Source organism: Streptomyces sp. NPDC048255, assembly GCF_040652415.1.
Lineage (GTDB): Bacteria > Actinomycetota > Actinomycetes > Streptomycetales > Streptomycetaceae > Streptomyces.
In genome coordinates, this window is record NZ_JBEZMA010000009.1 from 155,899 (window position 1) to 173,771 (window position 17,873).

Here is a 17,873-nt window from a genome sequence, read left to right on the forward strand (position 1 = left end):
GGCAACCGGGCAACCGGCTGAACCCGTCGTCCTGACGCCGTGATCCACTCCGGCGGACGGCCGCCCCGTGCGGCCGTCCGCCTCCCACCCCTCACCCCCCCGGAGGACCGCGACGATGCGCACAAGACTCGCTTTCCCTGCCGTCCTGACCGCCCTCGGCCTGATGCTCCTGATCCCCACCACCGCCCACGCCCACGGCGACACCGTGAAGGTGGTGGTGACCGGGCAGCGGGAGGGCCATGTCACCGCCGAGATCACCTGGGAGAACGACGGGGACCCCGTCGACGAGGCAGTCGCCGCCACCGTGAACGCCGTCAGCGGCGACGGCACCCGCTCCTTGGGCCCCTGGCGGCTGGTCCGCGATCCCGCCGCCCCGCCCGCCGGCTGGACCACGGCCGAGGTGCTGCCGCCCGGTTCGTGGAAGGTCTCGGTCGACGTCGGGTTCCCGGCCCTCGGGCACGGCGAGCTCGAAGTCGGTGTACCGGTGGTGGACCCGGCGCCGACCGCGGCCCCCACGACGGTGCCGGCTCCCGTCACACCGTCCGCGTCGGCGCCCACGCCCTCGTCCGCCTCCGCGTCCGCGTCCGCATCCACTGCTCAGACGGACGCGCAAGCCGAGTCCGCCGCCCCGGGCCATTCCGTCTGGTGGACGACCGCAGGCGTGGCGGCGACGGCCCTGGCGGGCGCGGCCGTAGGCCTCCTGCTCCGTCGGCGGCGGGCACGCCGGGCGCGGGGCGCGTCATGATGGGGGACATGATCACCATTCATCTGAAGTACGAGATCGACGCCGACAAGCTCGCGGACTTCGAGGAGTACGGGCGGCGCTGGGTCCGGCTGGTGAACCGTTTCGGCGGGACCCACCACGGCTACTTCCTGCCCAGTGAGGGCGACAGCGACATCGCCTACGCCCTCTTCTCCTTCCCCGGTCTCGCCGCCTACGAGCAGTACCGCACGGACAGCATGTCCGACCCTGAATGCCAGGAGGCCTTCGAACTGGCGCGCAGGACCCGCTGCATCAAGCGCTACGAGCGCCGCTTCCTCCGGCCCCTGGAGGACACTCCCTGAGGCCGGAGGCGGTGGCGCGGCGGCCTCACAGCAGGCGGGCCATGCCCACGGAAGCGGGCGCGGTCTCCGCGAAGCCGTACTTCGCGTAGAGGTGGCGGGCGTCGCCGTCGGCGATCAGGGAGACGTACGTACCCTGCGGCGCCCGGCGCCCGAGCTCCGCGGAGAGCTCGGCCATGATCTGCTTGCCCAGGCCGCGGCCCTGGTGGTCCGGGAGGACGCAGATGTCGACGATCTGCAGGAAGCATCCGCCGTCGCCGATGATCCGTCCCATGCCGACCGTCTGCCCGGCGTGTTCGACCGTCACGCAGTACCAGGAGTTCGGCAGCCCGATCGCCGCTCCCTCCACGGTCTTCGCGCCGAGCCCGGTGTCGCCCCGCAGCCGGCGGTACGTCTCGATGTCCGGCAGGCCGGGCCTGATCTCGTAGGACATGTTCTCTTCCTCTTCCCCGTCGGTCGTGTCGGTGCGGCGGCCGCCCAGGCCGGCATGATCAGTATCGCGACCACGGCCGGGTACCGGGCAAGGCCGTTGCCGGGCAAGGCCGTTGCCGGGCAAGGCCGTTGCCGGGCAAGACCGTTGCCGGGCACGAAACGGCCACGCACGGTATGTGGGGCGCCGTCCCGTCATGTCCCGGACGTGCCGCCTCCCTTCGCGGTTCCGGCGCCGGCCGGGTCCAGGGCCCGGCGTTGCCGGCTGATCGAGTCGGGGTCCCAGCCGGGTCGGGGGACGGAGGCCAGCAGCAGCCGGGTGTAGGGGTGGTCCGGGGAGGTGAGGAGCTCGCCGACGGGGCGGTGCTCCATCGTCCGGCCCCGGTACATGACCAGCGCCTCGTCGCAGACGTACCGGATGACCGCGAGGTCGTGGCTGACGAAGACCAGCCCGATGCCCGTGTCGCGCCGGATGTCCGCCAGCAGGTTGAGCACCTGGGCCTGGACCGACACGTCCAGGGCGGACACCGCCTCGTCGAGCACCAGGACGGCGGGTTCCACCGCCAGCGCCCGGGCGATCGCGGCGCGTTGGCGCTGCCCGCCGGAGAGCCCGCGGGGCAGGGCCGCCGCCTCGCGGGCGCCGAGGCCGACCTGGTCCAGCAGCTCCGTGACCCGTCCGGCGCGGGCCGCGCGGTCGTGGGCACCGTGCAGCCGCAGCACGCCGTCGACGGTCGCCCCTACGGGGATCCGGGCGTCCAGGGAGAGATAGGGGTCCTGGAACACGATCTGGACCGCCTTGGCCCGGGCCAGCCGGGCCGCCCTGCCGCGCACCGCGGCGGCCAGCGGCTCGCCCTGTACGAGGATCCGGCCCGCGTCCGGCCGTTCCAGGCCGATCAGCATCCGGGCCGTGGTGGTCTTCCCCGATCCGGACTCCCCGACGATGCCGAGCGCTCCTCCCGCCCGCAGGGCGAAGGAGAGGTCGTCGACGGCGACGACCTCGGTCCCGCCGGTCCGGTAGGTCTTGCGCAGGCCGCTCACCTCGAGCAGCGGCGCGGGGGTCGGGTCGGCGGTCAACTGTCCTCCTTGTACGGCGGGACGGAAGAGGTGTGCGCCAGGGCCGGCCAGGCGGTGGTGCCTGCGAGTTCCTCGGCGCGGTGGCAGGCGACCAGGGCCGGGCCCTGCCGCTGGAGCGGCGGCGGGGACTGGTCGCAGCGGCCGGGCTGCGCGAAGCGGCAGCGCGGTGCGAACGCGCAGCCGGGTACGGACTCCAGCAGGCCCATCGGAGAGCCCGGGACGGGGATGAGCCGGGCCGGCGGGCCGGGCGGACCCGTCAGCGGCGGGGAGGAGCCGAGCAGTCCGGCGGTGTAGGGGTGCCGGGGCGAGGCGAAGAGTTCCGCCACGGGCGCCGTCTCCACGATGCGGCCCGCGTACATCACGTAGATCCGGTCACCGACGGCGGCGGCGAGCTCGATGTCGTGGGTGATGAGGAGCATGCCCAGGCCGCGTTCGCGGCGCAGCCCTCCCAGGACGGCGAGGATCTCGGCCTGGGTGCTGACGTCGAGCGCGGTGGTCGGTTCGTCGCACAGCAGCAGCCGGGGTTCGGCGGTGAGGGCGGCGGCGATCACGACGCGCTGGAGCATCCCGCCGGACAGTTCGTGCGGGTACTGGTCCAGGTGCCGGACGGGGTCCGGCAGGCCGACCGCGGCGAGGAGTTCGGCCGCCCGGGTCCTCGCCCGGTCCTTGGGCCAGCCGTGCACCAGGCGCAGGGACTCGGTGAGGAAGTCCCCGACCCGGCGCACCGGGTTGATGGCGGCCCGGGGGTCCTGGTAGATCATCGACGCCTTGGCGGTACGCACCGCACGCAGGCTCGTGGCATCGGCGCCGACGAGGTCGGTCCCGTCGACGCGGACCCGGCCGCGGGTCTCGGCTCCGGAGGGGAACAGGCCGAGGGCGGCGCGGGCGGTGACCGACTTGCCGGAGCCGGACTCGCCGACCAGGGCGACGATCTCCCCTTCCGCGACGGTCAGGCTGACCCCGTCCAGGACGGGCCGGGCCGTCGCGGGCAGCGTGACGCTGAGGGCCTCGTACTCGAGCAGTGTCATCGGGCGTCCCTTCCCGCGAGCCGGTCGCCGAGGTTCTCCCCGACGACGTTGAAGGCGACGACCACCAGGACCACCGCGACGGCCGGTACCACCGCGGACAACGGCTGCCCCTGGAGTACGGCCGCCTGCCCCTGGTTGATCATGGCGCCCCAGTCGGGGGTCGGCGGCTGGACGCCCAGCCCCAGGAACGACAGGGCGGCGAGGTCGAGCAGCGCGTACCCGAAGTTGACGGTCGACTGCGCGAGCAGGGTGGGCGCGATGTTGGGCAGCATCCTGCGGACGGTGACGAACAGCGCGGAGTGCCCCTGCACCTGGTAGGCGGCGACGTAGGGCCGGGCCTTCTCGCGCACGGCGAGGCCCCGGACGAGCCGTGCGGTGTACGGCATGTAGGCGAGCGCCATGGCGAGCACCGGGGCCGTCATGCCCTTGCCGAAGAGGGCCACGGCGAGGATGGCGAGGAGCAGGGCGGGAAAGGCGAACAGGACGTCGAGCACCCGGCCGACGGCGGTGTCGACCCAGCCGCCCCGCCAGGCGGCGAACAGCCCCACGGCGATGCCCAGGACGGTGGAGGACAGCACCACCGCGAGCGGTCCCGCGAGGCTGGTCCGGGTCCCGACGATCAGCGCCGAGAGGGTGTCGTGGCCGCCCTGGTCGGTCCCGAGCCAGTGCCCGGCGCCCGGCCCCAGGAGGCTGTCGCCGAGGTGGCCGAAGGTCGGGTCCTGCGGTGCGAGCCAGGGTGCCAGCAGCGCGACCAGCAGGAAGGTGACGAGCAGGAGCAGGCAGATCCGCTGGAGCGGGCTGCCGCCCAGGGCCCGGAGCCGCCCGAGCCGAGTGGGCCGGGTGCGCCCGGAGCCCTTGGGCGGCGCCGTGGCCGGGGAGGTGGAAGGGGAAGGGAGGGTGTCCTGCGGGCTCATCGGGCGCTCCCTCCTGCTGCCACGCGCGGGTCGATCAGTGGGTGTACGAGGTCGACGAGGGCGTTGACCACGACGAACGCGGCCACGACGAGCAGCACGATGGCCTGTACGACCTGGAAGTCCAGCTGGTCCACCGACTGGACGAGCAGGGACCCGACTCCCGACATCCCGAAGGCGGTCTCCACGATCGCGGTGCTGACCAGCATTCCGGAGACGAGCAGCGCGGAGACCGTCACGATCGGTCCCAGCGCGTTGCGCAGCACGTGCCGCCGGATGACGGTCCGCCGGGGTGTCCCCCGGCTCAGGGCGACTTCGACGTGTTCGCGGCGCAGTTCGTCGAGCATGGCCGAGCGGGTCACCCGGGTCACCAGGGCCGTGAAGGTCACGGACAGCGCCACGGCGGGCAGGACGATGTGGTGCAGGCTGTCGAGCACGCCGCTGCCGTTGCCGATGGTGGGGAACCAGCCGAGCTGGACGCCCAGGACCGACCTGAGCAGGAGGGCGACGGCGAAGGCGGGTGCGGCGGCGCCTACGGTCACCAGGAGCATCAGGGTGCGGTCGGTACGGGTCCCCCTGCGCAGCGCTCCGACCGCGCCGGCCCCGATGCCGACCACCGCGATCATCAGGGCGGACACCCCGACCAGCAGCAGGGAGGTGGGCAGGCGGGACCAGATGACGGCGGAGACGTCCTGGTGGAAGAGGTAGGAGCGGCCGAAGTCGCCGTGCAGGACGCCTTCGAGCCAGTTCCAGTACCGGAGCAGGAACGGTTCGTCGAAGCCGTACTGCCGTCGGATCTCGGCGAGTTGCTCCGCGCTCGGGCTGCGTCCCCGGACGAGGTAGGCGGCCGGGTCGCCCGGCGCGAGGTACAGCGAGGAGAACACCAGGAACGAGGTGACCAGCAGGGTCGCCGCCATCCCGGCCAGCCGGCGCAGCACGCGCCCGGCCCGGACCGCTGCGACGGTCATCCCTTGGCTCCGATCTCGGCGGCCCAGGGGTAGTACAGGTAGGCGATGGAGGGCTGGACTCCGGTGATCCGCTTGCCCAGGAAGACGCTCACGGGCTGCGTGTACAGGGGCAGCCAGGGCAGTTCCCGCATGGCGATCCGCTGGGCCTCGGCGTTGGCGGCCGCGTGCTCGCCCGGTTCCTGGGCGGCGACGGCGCGGTCGACCGCGGCGTCGAAGGCGGGGTCGGACCAGCCGCCGTAGTTGCTGAACGAGCCGGTCTGGAGCGAGCCGTACATGTCCAGCGGGTCGGTGACGGAGGTGTACCAGAAGGTGAGGAAGAGGTCGACGCCCTCGCGCGCGGCCGGGTCGGTGAACAGGGCCGTGTACTTCTCGGCGGAGATGCTGTCGATCTGCGGCTTGAGCCCGATGGCCGTGGCCGCCTGGGCGACGGCCTGGGTGATGATGGTCGTCTGGGAGTCCAGCGGACTGGTCGCGATGACGATCTTCTGGCCGGAGACACCGGCCTCGGCTGCCAGCGCCTTGGCCTTCGCCGGGTCGTACGGGTAGTCCGGCAGCTCCTTGAGGATGCCCTCGCGGGCCGCGGCGGGCGCCGAGCTCCACAGGTTGTCGGTGACCAGCGATCCGGCGACGTCCCCGACCCCGCCGGCGCCGGCCTTGACGATGCCCTCGCGGTCAATGGCCATGAGCAGGGCACGGCGCACCCGGACGTCCCCCAGCGGGCCCTTCAGGTTGCTGACCACCTCGTCGGCGACGGTGGTGTTCCGGCCGAAGTAGAGCGTTCCGGCCTGGCTCGAGCGCAGTTGGCCGTAGGCGCTGGGCGGGACCATCCAGCCGCCGTCGACCTCCCCGCTCTGGAAGGCGTTGACCCGGGTCGTCGGGTCGGCGAGGAAGACGAACTTGGCCTGTCCGGCCTTCGCCTTGAGTTCGGGGTTCCAGTAGTCGTCGAACCGCTTGAGGGTGAGGGACTGGCCGGAGGTCCAGGAGGCGAAGGAGAACGGGCCGGTGCAGTTCACGCCGGTCTGCGGGTTGCCGTAGTCCTTGCCCGACGCGGCGAGGGTGGCGGCGGACTCCACGGTGCCGGGGCTGGCGGCCAGGTACTGGTTGAACAGGGAGTCGGGCTTGGCCAGGGTGACGGTGACCTCCATCGGGCCGGTCCGGTCGACCGAGGTCACGTTCCGGAAGGGGTAGGCCCAGACGCTGGCCGTCTCCGGGTCGAGGTTGCGGCGCAGGGAGGCGACGACGTCGTCGGCGGTGAGCGCCGTCCCGTCGTGGAAGCGCACGCCGGGACGGATCTGGTAGACCCAGGTGGTGGGGGTGGGATTGGCGTACGAGGCCGCGAGGTTCGGGGAGGTCGTGAGGTCGGGGTTCCAGCGCAGCAGGCTCTCGCAGACGTTGGCGAGGATCTGGTTGGGCGGGTAGTCGAAGGCGTGGGCGTAGTCGATGGTGGTCGGCTCCGCGAAGATCGACCAGGTGAAGGAATCCAGGTCTCCGGCGGCCGCCGGGGTCCGGTCGGTGAGCTGGTAGGCGGTGGCGGCTTCGTCCGCCTGGCGGGTGGTGCCGCTGCACGCGCTCGTGATGAGCACCGTGGCCGCGGCGAGGGCGGCCGCTACGGCGTGGCGGAGCCGTGCGGGGCGGGGCGCGCTCGATCGGGCTGAGGGCATCGTCTGCCTCCGTGAGGGGTGAGCTGGGCGGGGTGCGGGGAGGGGGTCGTTCAGTGCCTCGCGGCGAAGACGAGTTCGCCGTCGACGTAGGTCCGGCTCACCCGGGTCCGGGCGATCTCCTCGCTGGGGTGGGCGAAGGGATCCCGGTCCAGGACGACGAGGTCCGCGTACTTGCCCACCTCGACGGTGCCGGTGACCTCGTCGAGGTGGTTCGCCCAGGCGCTTCCGGCGGTGTAGGCGGTCAGCGCCTCGGCGAGGGTCAAGGCCTGCTCGGGGAAGAACGCTGCGACGGGTGCGGTCGGGGCCGGCTCGGCGAGGGGCCTCGCGGGGGTCCCGGCAACCGACTCGGCAGCCGTCCCGGTATCCGTCTCCGTGGCCCTCCCGGTATCCGTCTCCGTGGCCCTCCCGGCATCCGTCTCCGTAGCCGTCTCTTCGGGTACGACCCGGTTGACGGCCACGTGGATGCCCCAGAGCGGGTTGGGGCTGCTCACCGACCAGTCGCTGCCGGCGACGAGCCGGGCCCCGGCACGGCGCAGGTCGCCGAACGGGTACTGGAGGGCGGCGCGTTCGGGTCCGAGGAAGGGGATGGTCAGCTCGTCCATCTGCGGTTCGTGCGCGGCCCACAGCGCTTGGATGTTCGCGGCCGCCCCCAGCTGGGCGAAGCGCGCGATGTCGTCGGGGTGGACTACCTGGAGGTGGGCGAGGTGGTGGCGGTTGTCGTTGGCCCCGTTGGCCTCACGGGCCGCGGCGAGGGCGTCCAGCACCTCGCGGACGGCACGGTCGCCCAGGGCGTGGAAGTGGACCTGGAACCCCGCACGGTCCAGGAGGCGCACCGCCTGGGCGAGCAGTTCCGGTTCGATGAAGCTGAGGCCGGAGTTCCGCGTGGCGCAGCCGCAGCCGTCGAGGTAGGGCTCCAGCATTCCGGCGGTGAAGTTCTCGGCGATGCCGTCCTGCATGATCTTCACGCTGGTGGCGCGGAAGCGGCCCACCCGGCCGGTACGGCGGCGTTCCTCCAGTTCGGGGATCTGCTCCAGGCCGCGTTCCCGGTCCCACCACAGGGCGCCGACGACGCGTACGCGCAAGGAGTCCTCGCGGGCGGCGCGCAGGTAGACGCCGAAGTTGTCGGGGTGGCCGGGGAAGGCGCCGACCATGGCGTCCTGCCAGCTGGTCACGCCGAGGGAGAGCAGGTGCTCCTGCGCGGCGAGCAGGCCGGCGTAGGCCTCGTCCGCGGTGGGGAGGGGGACGTGGCGGGCCACCAGGTCCATGGCGCCCTCCTGGAGGGTGCCGGCCGGGGTGCCGTCCGGCTCCCGCTCGATCCGGCCGTCCACCGGGTCCGGGGTGGTGCGGTCGAGGCCCGCGAGTTCGAAGGCACGGGTGTTGACCCAGGCGCCGTGGCCGTCGCGGTTGGTGAGCATGACGGGCCTGTCGGGTACGACCTCGTCGAGTACGGCGCGGGTGGGCGTACCGCCGGGGAAGACGTCCATCGACCAGCCTCCGCCGCGGATCCAGGCGGCCTCGGGGTGGTCCTTGGCGTACCGGGCCACCACGGCCAGGTAGCCCTCGATGGTGTGCTGCTCGGACAGGTCGCAGCTGAGCATCTGGACGCCGGCCACCACGGGGTGGACGTGCGCGTCCTGGAAGCCGGGGAGGAGCAGGCCGCCCGCCAGGTCCACGACCTCGGTGCCGCCGTCCGCGAGCGAGCGGACCGCGCTCTCCTCGCCGACGGCGATGATCCGGCCTCCCCCGATGGCGACGGCGGCGTCGACGGGGGCGTCCGCGGTGCCGGTGAAGACCTTTCCTCCGACGAAGACGGTGTCGGCCCGCTGCCCGGTCCGCTGACTGTTGTTGGCCATCGACGCATCCTCCGGCTCGGCGGGGCAGACCCGCACGGCGTGTTGTTGAGGAGGAGTGAACGGGAGCGCAACATTGTTGTCAACGGTGTTGCGCCAGCTCCCTTCCAAATCGATACACTGGCCGCACCATGCCGAAGTCATCCGACACACCCGCCCGGTCCAAGCGCTCGGGCAGCCAGCTCACGCCCGATGCGATCATCGAGGCGAGCCTGCGCATCGCGGCCCGCGGCAGCGAGGACGCCTTCACCGTCCGGCGGCTCGGCGAGGAGCTGGGTGCCGACCCCACCGCGATCTACCGGCACTTCCGCGACAAGGACGAGCTGCTGCTGTCCGTCGCGGACCGCACCCTCGGCGAAGTGCTCGACAGCATTCCCGAGGGCCTGGACTGGAAGGACCGGCTGCGGGCGCTCGCCGCCGGATCCCTGGAGGTCGCGCTCAAATACCCGGTGGTCGGATCGACCATGGCCAGCCGGACGACCAGGAGGCCCAACGAGTTCCGGGTCGTCGAGCTCATCCTGGGAGCCGTCATGGAGGCCGGGCTGGACGGGGCGGAGGCGGCCGTCCACTACCGGATGGTCGGGGACTCCCTCCTGGCCTTCGTCGGCCAGCGCGCGGCGTACCTGCTGTTCGACCCGGACATCAGGGCGGCCGACGAGTCCTCCTGGAGCCGCGAGTACCGCCTGGTCGACGCCCAGGGGTTCCCGAACATCACCCGGCTGAGCACCGAGCTGGCCGAGGTGACGGACGAGCAGATCTTCCTGGCCCGGGTCGAGGCACTGATCACCGCGATCGAACGCCGGGCCCAGGAACTCGGCTGAGGTGAGCCGGCGCCCGTGTCAGGGCTTCCCGAACGGCGGCCGGCGGCTCACACGTTGGCTCCGCCGTCCACGGTCAGGGTGGTGCCCGTGATGAAGGAGGCCTCGTCGCCGGCCAGGTAGAGGACCGCGCTCGCGACCTCCGCCGCCCGGCCGTAGCGCCCGGAGATGTTCAGCGCCCGCTGGAAGTCGGCGGAGGGACCGTCGGCCGGGTTCATATCGGTGTCGACCGAGCCGGGCGCCACCAGGTTGACGGTGATGGCACGGCTCCCGAGATCGCGGGCGAGGCCCAGGGTCAGGCCGTGGAGGGCGGCCTTCGACATGGCGTACGGGGTGAAGCCCGCGGCGGGAACCCGCGTGGCCAGGCCGGAGCCGACGTTGACGATGCGTCCGCCGTCGGGCATGGCCAAGGAGACGGCCTGCGCGGTGAGGAAGGCGCCGCGGGCGTTGATGTCCAGGGTCCGGTCGAGGGTGGCGAGCGGCACCTCCGCGAGCGGCGGGCAGGTCATGTCCGCGTATCCGGCGTTGTTGACGAGGATCCGTACGGGGCCCAGTTCGCGGACGACCCGCTGCACGGCGGCGGTGACGGCCTCCGCGTCGGCGGCGTCGGCCTCGACGGCCACGGCCCGGCGTCCGAGGTCCCGTACCTGCCCGGCGACCTCTTCGGCCTGGTCCTTGTTCGACCGGTAGGTGATCGCGACGTCGGCGCCGTGGGCGGCGAGGGTGCGGGCGATCTCGGCGCCGATGCCGCGGGACCCGCCGGTCACCAGGGCCACGCCGTGGAGAGTGGTCATCACAGTGATTCCTTTTCTGTTCAAGGGGTGCCGAGTGTTCCGGGCCCGGCTTCGGTCCGGTTCCGGTTCCGACTCCGGTTCGGAGGAGGGCCGGGCTCAGGCTGCGACGGGCTGCCGCTCGGGTGCGGCGGCGGCAGCGGTGTCCTTCGTGGCCCGCAGGTCCGGCAGCAGGGTGAAGGGGCCGAGGAAGGCCATGATCACGCCGAGTACGAGCGGCGCGCGGAGCCCGTAGGCGTTGATGCCGACACCGCCCGGCCAGGAGCCGATGACGATGCCGAGAGTGATGAAGGAGGAGTGCACGGTATTGACCAGCGGCCGGGCGTTCGCGGTGCGCTGGACCCGGGTGATCACGCAGGGTTCATCGTGACGCCGACCACGCCTTGAGGTAGAGCCGGCCGTTCCAGAAAGGGCCGGACCTTTCCGCCGACGACCCGTGACCGGTGTCAGCGCCGCTCGTTGTAGGTGTCGGTCAGCGAAGTGACACCCGGCTGCGGAGCTCGTTCGAGCCCCGCAGCCGGTGCTTCGACCAGTGGGTCCGCGGGTCGGCGGTTACTAGATCCCGGCCGAGGCCATTTCGATGATCGAGCGGTAGTGCGCGGCCGCGGAGACCACGCAGGCGCGGTAGGTGCGGTTCTCCTTGACGACCAAGAAGTAGTCCCTGATCTGCTTCCAGTACTGACGCAGGTAGCTCAGCCCGGGCACGAAGCCCGGGGGCCTCGGCACGAGGGCGAAGGCCTCGGAGCACTTGAGGATGCCGCCGGTCACCTCCGACAGGACGTCCGCGACCTCGGCGTTCATGTTCCAGCCCGCCGCCAGTTGCGGAGTCCAGATGGACGCCGCGATCTCGCGCAGCCGTTCCTGCTCCTCCGGGGTCGGATCGGCCGGCAGCGCCTCGGCGGAGACCGCCGCGGGGCGTCCGCCGGGAGCCTCGGCCGCCTGCACCGGACCCACCGCGCCGACGGCCACGATCGCCCCTGCGGCGACCAGCGCCACCGCCGAGAGCCTGAGTGAACGCACTGTCATGACTACCCCTCCCACACTGCTGACGTCCCTTGGCACAACTGCGCGTTGACGCTCGCACCGCTGTCGCACCAGGGTCAACGGCGCCTCATCGGCCAAGACCCGCCGCCTCCGGCGTGATCGGCGAGGCACCCCCTAGGCTGGTGCCGCCTACGGAAAGGGAGTTGGGACATGAGGCAGTTGCGCATCCTGGCCGCGGCGGGAGCCATGGTCGTGGTGGTTGCGGGCGCGGGGACGGCGGAGGCGAGGCCCGCGGCCCGTGGCTGCGCGGCGACGGCGGAGATCTTCGCCACGGACAACACCGCGGTCATCACGGACCCGGACGACGCGCGGCTGAAGACCCGCCTGACGCGATTCGAACGGGAGGTGCGCGGCATCATCCGCACCCACGGCGCGCAGCCCGGCGCCTCGACCCTGCTCGACGGCGTCTTCTGGTCCGGCGACCTCAACAAGGCCACGTACGAGCGCTCGCGCGAGTTCGACGTCAACAGGGTCGGCCCCGCCGGGCTGCGCCACATCGCCGACGTCATCCGCAAGGACTACCAGCAGGAGTCGGTGCTGACGTTCCGCTGCCTGGCGCGCACCTCGCCGGACACGGACTCGGTGGAGATCCAGGCCCCCGGTGTCAGCCGGACCGCCCTGCACGACGCACTGCTCGCGGACCCCGAGGCCCGCGAGCGCCTCGGCGGCGGCTCGGTCACGCTCGGCGGAAAGCTCATCCTGGTGGCCCCGCTCGCCGACCTGGCGCTCGCGCAGAAGTTCACGGCCGGCCTCGGCGTCGACTGGAAGACGGCCGAGGTCCGGTACGGCGACGCGGAGTTCGTGGCCGAGACTCCGTAGGCGGCGGGCGGCGGGTGTTCGGGAGCCCGCGCGGCGCGGCGGTATTCGATCAACGACCGGCAGAGGGGACGATGGGGCCGGAGGTGCATTCCATGGGTGAGTACGTCGAAGCCAACGGAACCACGATCTGGACCGAGACCCGCGGCCAAGGCCCCGACGTCCTGCTGATCGCCGGGCTGAGCGACCCCGCCGAGGCGTGGCAGGCGCAGCTCGACGGGTTGTCGGACCGGTACCGGGTCATCGCCTTCGACAACCGGGGGGGGCGTGGCCGACGCCATCCCGGGCGCCCGCTTCGAGGTCATGCCGGAGGAGGCCCACCAGCCGTTCCAGGAGTCCCCGGACCTGTTCAACGCACGGGTCGACGCCTTCTGGCGCGAGGTCGACGGCGAGACCCTGCCGTCCTGATCCGTGTTGTCCCCCGTACTGACCCCGCCCTGGGGTCGGCGGTCGGCGGACAGGACGACCGCCGCACCAGGGCACAGGGAAGGGCTCGGGGTCGCGGTTGGCAGTAGCTGGGTCGCGGTGCAGGCCGCTATCAGCTCCTCGTCGCTCGTCTCCCCGCTGAGGAACGCCTCGCCGGCGCATCGCGGCCGGGGTACTCAAAGGGAGGTGAGTACGTGCGCTCTGCCGCCGGCCCGGGGCGGTCCGGGATACTTGTGGCATGCGCCAGAGATCACTGAAACTCGCTCCCTACCTGCTGGTTCTCATAGCCGCCGCGGCATGGGCCGCCTGGCTGGGCTGGGACCAGCACCGCGACGTCCACCCCGACGGCTCGGTGACCGGCCCCTACGAGGCCTGGCAGGTGATCGGGTTGGTGCTGACCCTGCTGGCACCGCTGTACTGGGCCGCGTCCCGGGGCCACGTCGTGGTCGCCTCGCTCGGCATATCGGCCGGTCTGACCGCCGCCGCCTTCTACGACTGGTCGGACGACGCCAGCGGCCTCTTCGTGATCGGCGTGGGCATGGTCATGATGGCAAGCCTCGCGGCGACCTTCGCCCTGTCCGCCCTGATCGCCTCCCTGACACGGGCGGGACGACGCAACGGGCCGGGCCCGACCGCAGCCTGACACCGACGCCTTCCGAGCACGCCCGGACCGGCCCACCGCGTGCTGCCGTTGCCGCCGGTGACCGCCGAGAACCCAGAGGTTGGTCCTCCGCCGCAGGATCAGATGTCTCCCTGGACGAGAGCGTGCAGGTGCTCGTCGTGCCATCCGTCCGCGTGCAGCAGTGCGCTGCGCATGGTGCCTTCGAGGGAGTATCCGGCCTTGTCGGCCACACGGCAGGATGCCGGGTTGGCCACCGAGTGGCACAGGCGCAGACGGTGCAGGCCGAGGTCGTTGAGGGCCCACTCGCTGACGCGTTGCGTGGCCTCCACCACCACCCCACCACCGCGCGCCCCGGGTAGGATCCAGTAGACGATTTCGGCGCTGCCACCGGTGAGGTCGATGTCGCCCCAACCGATCAGTCCCACCGCCTCGCCACCCGGTCGGGCGATGGCCCACATCGCGCTCATCTCGGCCCGCCAGCGCTCGTGCATGCGTTCTATCCTCCGGCGCGCGTCTTCGGGTGTCTCCAGCAGCAGCCGGTTCCACTGGCGGATGCCGGGATCCTGGCCGGCTGCCACCAGGACGTCGGCGTCGGAGGGACGCCAGGGACGCAGTTCCAGGCCGCTGGGGAGACGGAGCACCGGCTGCTCCATGGTGGCCATCCGGCCTGCGGGAACGACTGCTGGTATGCCTGAGTTGGAGATCATCGCGGCATCTTGCCACAGCCTTCAGCGGCGGAAACGACCTAGTCTTTCGGTTATGACGAACCATGACTGCGTCGTGGTGACCACGACGCACGACGCCGAGGACAAGGCTCGGAACCTGGCTGCTGCCGTGGTGCGGGAGCGGCTGGCAGCCTGTGCGCAGGTGTACGCGGTCAGCTCCGTGTACTGGTGGGAGGGGGAGGTACGCAGTGGGGACGAGTGGCGCATCGACTTCAAGATGCGGGCCGAACTCTCCGAGCGGCTCGGGGAGTTCATCGCCGACCACCACGAGTACGAGACCCCCGAGGTCGTCGGCGTACCGGTGGTGACGGGGAGTACGGCGTACCTGGACTGGGTGAGGTCGGAGACCGCCCAGGACTGACCGCTCATCCAGCGCGATCACCCGTATGAGGTGTTTGCCTGGCCACGCCCGCTCCGCCCAACTACCGCGACGCTACGATCCGTTGCTCTGAGTTACCCAGGACGGGCGGTCCCGGCGGAGCGCCGGGGTGCTCGCGAGGCAGGTGGGGAGCGCCCGTGGTCCGCGGAAGCACCGACAGTCACCAGGGGGTGGAGGTCGTCGTCATCGGAGCCGGCCTCTCCGGGCTGGCCGCCGTGATCGCACTGCGCCGGTCCGGCATCGAGAGCATCGTGGTGCTGGAGAAGTCCGGCCGCCTCGGCGGTACATGGCGCGACAGCACCTACCCCGGGTGCGGATGCGACGTGCCGTCGATGCTGTACGAGTACTCCTTCGCCCCCCACCCCTGGAGCCGGTGCTTCGCCGACCGGTCCGAGATCCTCGGCTATCTGGAGGCCACGGCGGCCCAGCACCGCGCGGACGAGGCGATCCGCTACAACACCGAGGTGCTGAGCGCCCGTTGGGTGCCGGACACCCACCGCTGGAACCTGGAGACCACGACGGGTACGTACACCGCCCGGGCCGTGATCGTCGCCACCGGCCCCTGGCACCGGCCCCGCACTCCCGACATCCCGGGGCTCGACACCTTTCCCGGCATCTCCTTTCACTCCGCCCGCTGGAACCACGACGCCGACCTCACCGGACGCCGCGTCGCGGTGGTGGGCACCGGGGCGTCCACCGTCCAGTTCCTGCCCGAGATCCAGCCGGTGGCGGCCCACATCGACGTCTTCCAGAGCACACCCCAGTGGGTGCTCCCGAAACCCGACTACCCGATCCCCGCCGGCCTCCACCGTTTCCTCGGACGCCACCCGGCAGCACGCCACGCACTGCGCGGCATGCACCACTGGACCCAGGAAGCCGTCGGCTTACCCCTGCGCCACCCGCGCCTGCTGCAGCCCCTGGAGGCCGTGGCACGCCTCCATCTGCGCACCTCGGTCCCGGACCGCGTCCTGCGCCGGGCCCTCACTCCCGACCACCGCCTCGGGAGCCGCCGCCTGATCACCTCCGACACCTACTACCCCGCCCTCACCCGGCCCAACGTGCGGCTGCATCCCCTGCGCGTGGCCGCCGTGGAGGGCTCCCAGGTGATCGGCGCCGACGGCACCCGCACCCGCGCGGACGTTCTCGTCCTCGCCACCGGCTACCACGTCGGCGACATCCCCCTGGCCCGCCGGCTGCACGGCGCCAACGGCACCACACTGGCCCGGACCTGGGCCGGCAGCCGCCGTGCCTACCTGGGCACCAGCGTCAGCGGATACCCCAACCTGTTCCTGCTCATCGGCCCCAACCTGCTCACCGGCACCACCGCCGTTCCCACCGTCCTGGAAGCACAGCTCCGCTACGTCACCGCCGCCCTCACCCACCTGCGCACCAGCGGATACGCCGCACTGGACGTCAGGCCCGCAGCCGAGGAAGCCCATCACACGGCCCTGCACGAGGCGCTCCGCACCACCGTCTACAACTCCGCCGGTGACTCCGGCTACTACTTCGGCCTCCCGGGCGTGAACACCTTCTGCTGGCCCTGGTCGACCGGCAGGCTCGTGAAACGGCTGCACGCCTTCGACCCGGACGTCTACACATGGACACTGCCGAACAGCCTGCCGGCTCAGGCCCGCGGCGAGCGGGACGGTCTGCCCGCAGCCCCGCCGGGCCTGTTCCAGTAGGTCCCCGCCAGGGGCCCGTGAGGTCCGAAGGGGACGCCCTACCCGGGGCCTCCGGGCTCGAAGCCGGCGAGCATCTGCTGGAGCGCCTCCTGGTCCGGTCCCACGAACGGGCTCATGCCCGGCACCGTGCCGAGGGTCTCGATGAACTGCGAGGCCAGGCCGGGGGCCGGGGGCAGGTGCGTGGACAGGATCGTGTCCGGGTCCATGGAGCGCAGCGGGTCCACCGTGGCGAGGAACCGGTCCGAGTCCACCAGTTGGACCCAGGGACTGTCCACGCTCGCCCACAACCGCTGGGCCCCTCTCAGCTCCCCGGCGTGCACCACTCCGACATCGGGGCTCATGGCGATGTCGGCGGTGGGCATGGGGGCGCCGAAGCAGTCGGAGCTGAAGCAGGTGCGGGAGCGGTCGTCGTAGAAGCCGACGGTGGCCGGATTGTCGAACAGCGGCGGCCGGAAGGCGTGGAGCTCGCGGTCGCCCACGTCCAGGCTCTGGCCGGGGTTGAGGAAGTACACGCGGTCCATCGGCAGCGGGTGCTCGGTGGACATCACCCCGGCTCCCAGGAAGGTGGTGACCACGCGCGCCCCGGGTGCGGCGTCGAGCAGCGCGAAGAGGCCGCCCGTGTGGTCGCGGTCGGGGTGGGTCAGCCAGATCCACCGTACGTCGGCGGGGTCGACGACCGAGCCCAGCGTGTTGAGGAAGTCCCGGTCGGGCAGTCCGAGGCCGGTGTCGACGACCACCGGCTGCTCGGCGTGCAGGACGAAGGCGTTGACGGGGACGAAGCCGATGCCCGGTACCTCGAGGCAGTCGGCGAGAACGGTGGTCTCGGTTCCTACCTTGTGCGTGCTCATGACCATCTCCACGGGGCCTGCGGCGGAACGGCTCTTCCTCCATCTTGGCGCCCTCGGGTTGCGCCCGCGCGCGGGAGCCCGTACGGGTTCCCGGTAGATCCGGCGGGTCCGGTCACGGTCCGCAGGGGTGCGGGGACGGTGTGTACCGCGCCCGCGCCGCCCCGACCCTCTCCCCTAACGGAACGCGCCCACGCTCGCGGAGTAGAGGACGATGATCCCGACCACGCAGGCCACCACCAGCCACGAGCGGAGGCTGGTGTGTCGGCCCGTGCGGCCGCCGCGCGGCGCACGCGCGGGCCGGCGCGAGGCCCGCGGCGGGGCGGAGGAGCCCGGCGCCGTCTCGGCCAGCAGGCGGCGGCAGACGGCGGCCAGCTCGCCGGTGCCGGCGGAGAGGCGGGCGACGGCCTCCGAACGGGCCGGGGCGGTCGTACCGCCTTCGAGTATCCGCCCGGCGCGCAGCAGGACCTCGTCGCGGCCCGCGCCGGTGGAGAGGCTGATCCAGCGCTGGACGTGCTCCCCCCGGATCACGACTCCGCCGGACCTGTCGCGGTACACGGTGTGCTCCCGCCACAGCACGTCGGCCAACTCGTCAGCGATCTCGCGCAGTTGCGCACTCATCCTGCTCCCCCACCTCACTGGCACAATCGAACAGACATGGGACTCTAGTGCCCGTCACCGTCCGTGCCGAAGTCGGGTCCGCGGTGGGAGTGCGCACCCGGCCCACCGGCCCCGTACTACC

At 72.1% G+C, this 17,873-nt stretch carries 20 protein-coding genes and 1 pseudogene; 8 read left to right on the forward strand and 13 right to left on the reverse strand.

The annotated features are described in order from the left end of the window. The first annotated feature begins 115 nt into the window (after positions 1 to 115). Entirely contained in the window at positions 116 to 745 is a 630-nt protein-coding gene (locus AB0D94_RS11010) for a hypothetical protein (protein ID WP_362049003.1), read from the forward strand. An 8-nt stretch (positions 746 to 753) separates the two neighbouring features. Further along, positions 754 to 1,065, forward strand: a complete 312-nt coding sequence (locus AB0D94_RS11015; RefSeq protein WP_362049006.1) for an NIPSNAP family protein — start codon at positions 754 to 756, stop codon at positions 1,063 to 1,065. A gap of 25 nt (positions 1,066 to 1,090) precedes the next feature. Here AB0D94_RS11015 and AB0D94_RS11020 read toward each other — a convergent pair whose 3' ends face one another. From AB0D94_RS11020 to AB0D94_RS11050, 7 genes are all read right to left on the reverse strand, one after another. Further along, positions 1,091 to 1,495, reverse strand: a complete 405-nt coding sequence (locus AB0D94_RS11020) for a GNAT family N-acetyltransferase (protein WP_362049008.1) — start codon at positions 1,493 to 1,495, stop codon at positions 1,091 to 1,093. A gap of 191 nt (positions 1,496 to 1,686) precedes the next feature. Further along, positions 1,687 to 2,565: an ATP-binding cassette domain-containing protein gene (locus tag AB0D94_RS11025; RefSeq protein ID WP_362049011.1), complete on the reverse strand. Its 879-nt coding sequence runs from the start codon at positions 2,563 to 2,565 to the stop codon at positions 1,687 to 1,689. Beyond that, positions 2,562 to 3,593 carry an ABC transporter ATP-binding protein gene (locus tag AB0D94_RS11030; protein WP_362049015.1) on the reverse strand — a complete coding sequence of 344 codons (1,032 nt, stop codon included), beginning with the start codon at positions 3,591 to 3,593 and terminating at the stop codon, positions 2,562 to 2,564. Before AB0D94_RS11030 ends, AB0D94_RS11025 begins: the two co-directional genes overlap by 4 nt. After that, positions 3,590 to 4,507, reverse strand: a complete 918-nt coding sequence (locus AB0D94_RS11035; RefSeq protein WP_362049018.1) for an ABC transporter permease — start codon at positions 4,505 to 4,507, stop codon at positions 3,590 to 3,592. The genes AB0D94_RS11030 and AB0D94_RS11035 overlap by 4 nt, the downstream gene beginning before the upstream one ends. Beyond that, a complete protein-coding gene (locus AB0D94_RS11040) occupies positions 4,504 to 5,472 on the reverse strand; it encodes an ABC transporter permease (RefSeq protein ID WP_362049020.1) in 969 nt (322 codons plus the stop codon). Before AB0D94_RS11040 ends, AB0D94_RS11035 begins: the two co-directional genes overlap by 4 nt. After that, the gene (locus AB0D94_RS11045) at positions 5,469 to 7,133 is read right to left on the reverse strand and encodes an ABC transporter substrate-binding protein (protein WP_362049022.1); all 1,665 of its coding nucleotides are present in this window, start codon (positions 7,131 to 7,133) and stop codon (positions 5,469 to 5,471) included. Before AB0D94_RS11045 ends, AB0D94_RS11040 begins: the two co-directional genes overlap by 4 nt. A gap of 50 nt (positions 7,134 to 7,183) precedes the next feature. Next, complete coding sequence (locus AB0D94_RS11050) at positions 7,184 to 8,986, reverse strand: amidohydrolase (protein ID WP_362049025.1); 1,803 nt, start codon at positions 8,984 to 8,986, stop codon at positions 7,184 to 7,186. Between the two features lie 128 nt (positions 8,987 to 9,114). Here AB0D94_RS11050 and AB0D94_RS11055 point away from each other — a divergent pair, with 128 nt between their 5' ends. Beyond that, positions 9,115 to 9,804, forward strand: a complete 690-nt coding sequence (locus AB0D94_RS11055; RefSeq protein WP_362049028.1) for a helix-turn-helix domain-containing protein — start codon at positions 9,115 to 9,117, stop codon at positions 9,802 to 9,804. Between the two features lie 47 nt (positions 9,805 to 9,851). On the opposite strand, the gene AB0D94_RS11060 is transcribed toward AB0D94_RS11055, so the two are convergent. The 3 genes and pseudogenes from AB0D94_RS11060 to AB0D94_RS11070 form a co-directional block, all read right to left on the reverse strand. Next, positions 9,852 to 10,595: an SDR family oxidoreductase gene (locus AB0D94_RS11060; protein ID WP_362049031.1), complete on the reverse strand. Its 744-nt coding sequence runs from the start codon at positions 10,593 to 10,595 to the stop codon at positions 9,852 to 9,854. Positions 10,596 to 10,691: 96 nt separating this feature from the next. Beyond that, positions 10,692 to 10,975: pseudogene (locus AB0D94_RS11065) on the reverse strand (MFS transporter); the annotation flags it as partial. Positions 10,976 to 11,147: 172 nt separating this feature from the next. Then, positions 11,148 to 11,618, reverse strand: coding sequence for a hypothetical protein (locus AB0D94_RS11070; RefSeq protein WP_362049034.1), 471 nt, complete (start codon positions 11,616 to 11,618; stop codon positions 11,148 to 11,150). Between the two features lie 168 nt (positions 11,619 to 11,786). Between AB0D94_RS11070 and AB0D94_RS11075 the strand changes: the two genes are divergently transcribed. The 3 genes from AB0D94_RS11075 to AB0D94_RS11085 all read left to right on the forward strand — a co-directional run bounded on the left by AB0D94_RS11075 (position 11,787) and on the right by AB0D94_RS11085 (position 13,521). Beyond that, positions 11,787 to 12,455, forward strand: a complete 669-nt coding sequence (locus AB0D94_RS11075) for a hypothetical protein (protein ID WP_362049037.1) — start codon at positions 11,787 to 11,789, stop codon at positions 12,453 to 12,455. A 264-nt stretch (positions 12,456 to 12,719) separates the two neighbouring features. After that, positions 12,720 to 12,860, forward strand: a complete 141-nt coding sequence (locus AB0D94_RS11080) for a hypothetical protein (protein ID WP_362049040.1) — start codon at positions 12,720 to 12,722, stop codon at positions 12,858 to 12,860. 256 nt (positions 12,861 to 13,116) lie between these two features. Continuing rightward, positions 13,117 to 13,521 carry a hypothetical protein gene (locus AB0D94_RS11085; RefSeq protein WP_362049043.1) on the forward strand — a complete coding sequence of 135 codons (405 nt, stop codon included), beginning with the start codon at positions 13,117 to 13,119 and terminating at the stop codon, positions 13,519 to 13,521. Positions 13,522 to 13,619: 98 nt separating this feature from the next. On the opposite strand, the gene AB0D94_RS11090 is transcribed toward AB0D94_RS11085, so the two are convergent. Continuing rightward, on the reverse strand, positions 13,620 to 14,207 hold the full coding sequence (locus tag AB0D94_RS11090) for a GNAT family N-acetyltransferase (RefSeq protein ID WP_362049046.1): 588 nt from the start codon (positions 14,205 to 14,207) through the stop codon (positions 13,620 to 13,622). Between the two features lie 52 nt (positions 14,208 to 14,259). On the opposite strand from AB0D94_RS11090, the gene cutA reads away from it, so the two are divergent. After that, on the forward strand, positions 14,260 to 14,586 hold the full coding sequence (gene cutA / locus AB0D94_RS11095; RefSeq protein ID WP_362049049.1) for a divalent-cation tolerance protein CutA: 327 nt from the start codon (positions 14,260 to 14,262) through the stop codon (positions 14,584 to 14,586). A 155-nt stretch (positions 14,587 to 14,741) separates the two neighbouring features. Beyond that, complete coding sequence (locus AB0D94_RS11100) at positions 14,742 to 16,286, forward strand: NAD(P)/FAD-dependent oxidoreductase (protein ID WP_362049052.1); 1,545 nt, start codon at positions 14,742 to 14,744, stop codon at positions 16,284 to 16,286. 38 nt (positions 16,287 to 16,324) lie between these two features. Here AB0D94_RS11100 and AB0D94_RS11105 read toward each other — a convergent pair whose 3' ends face one another. Both AB0D94_RS11105 and AB0D94_RS11110 read right to left on the reverse strand, forming a co-directional pair. After that, positions 16,325 to 17,134 carry an MBL fold metallo-hydrolase gene (locus AB0D94_RS11105; RefSeq protein WP_362049055.1) on the reverse strand — a complete coding sequence of 270 codons (810 nt, stop codon included), beginning with the start codon at positions 17,132 to 17,134 and terminating at the stop codon, positions 16,325 to 16,327. A gap of 174 nt (positions 17,135 to 17,308) precedes the next feature. Further along, the gene (locus AB0D94_RS11110; protein ID WP_362049058.1) at positions 17,309 to 17,752 is read right to left on the reverse strand and encodes a hypothetical protein; all 444 of its coding nucleotides are present in this window, start codon (positions 17,750 to 17,752) and stop codon (positions 17,309 to 17,311) included. Positions 17,753 to 17,873 lie beyond the last annotated feature (121 nt).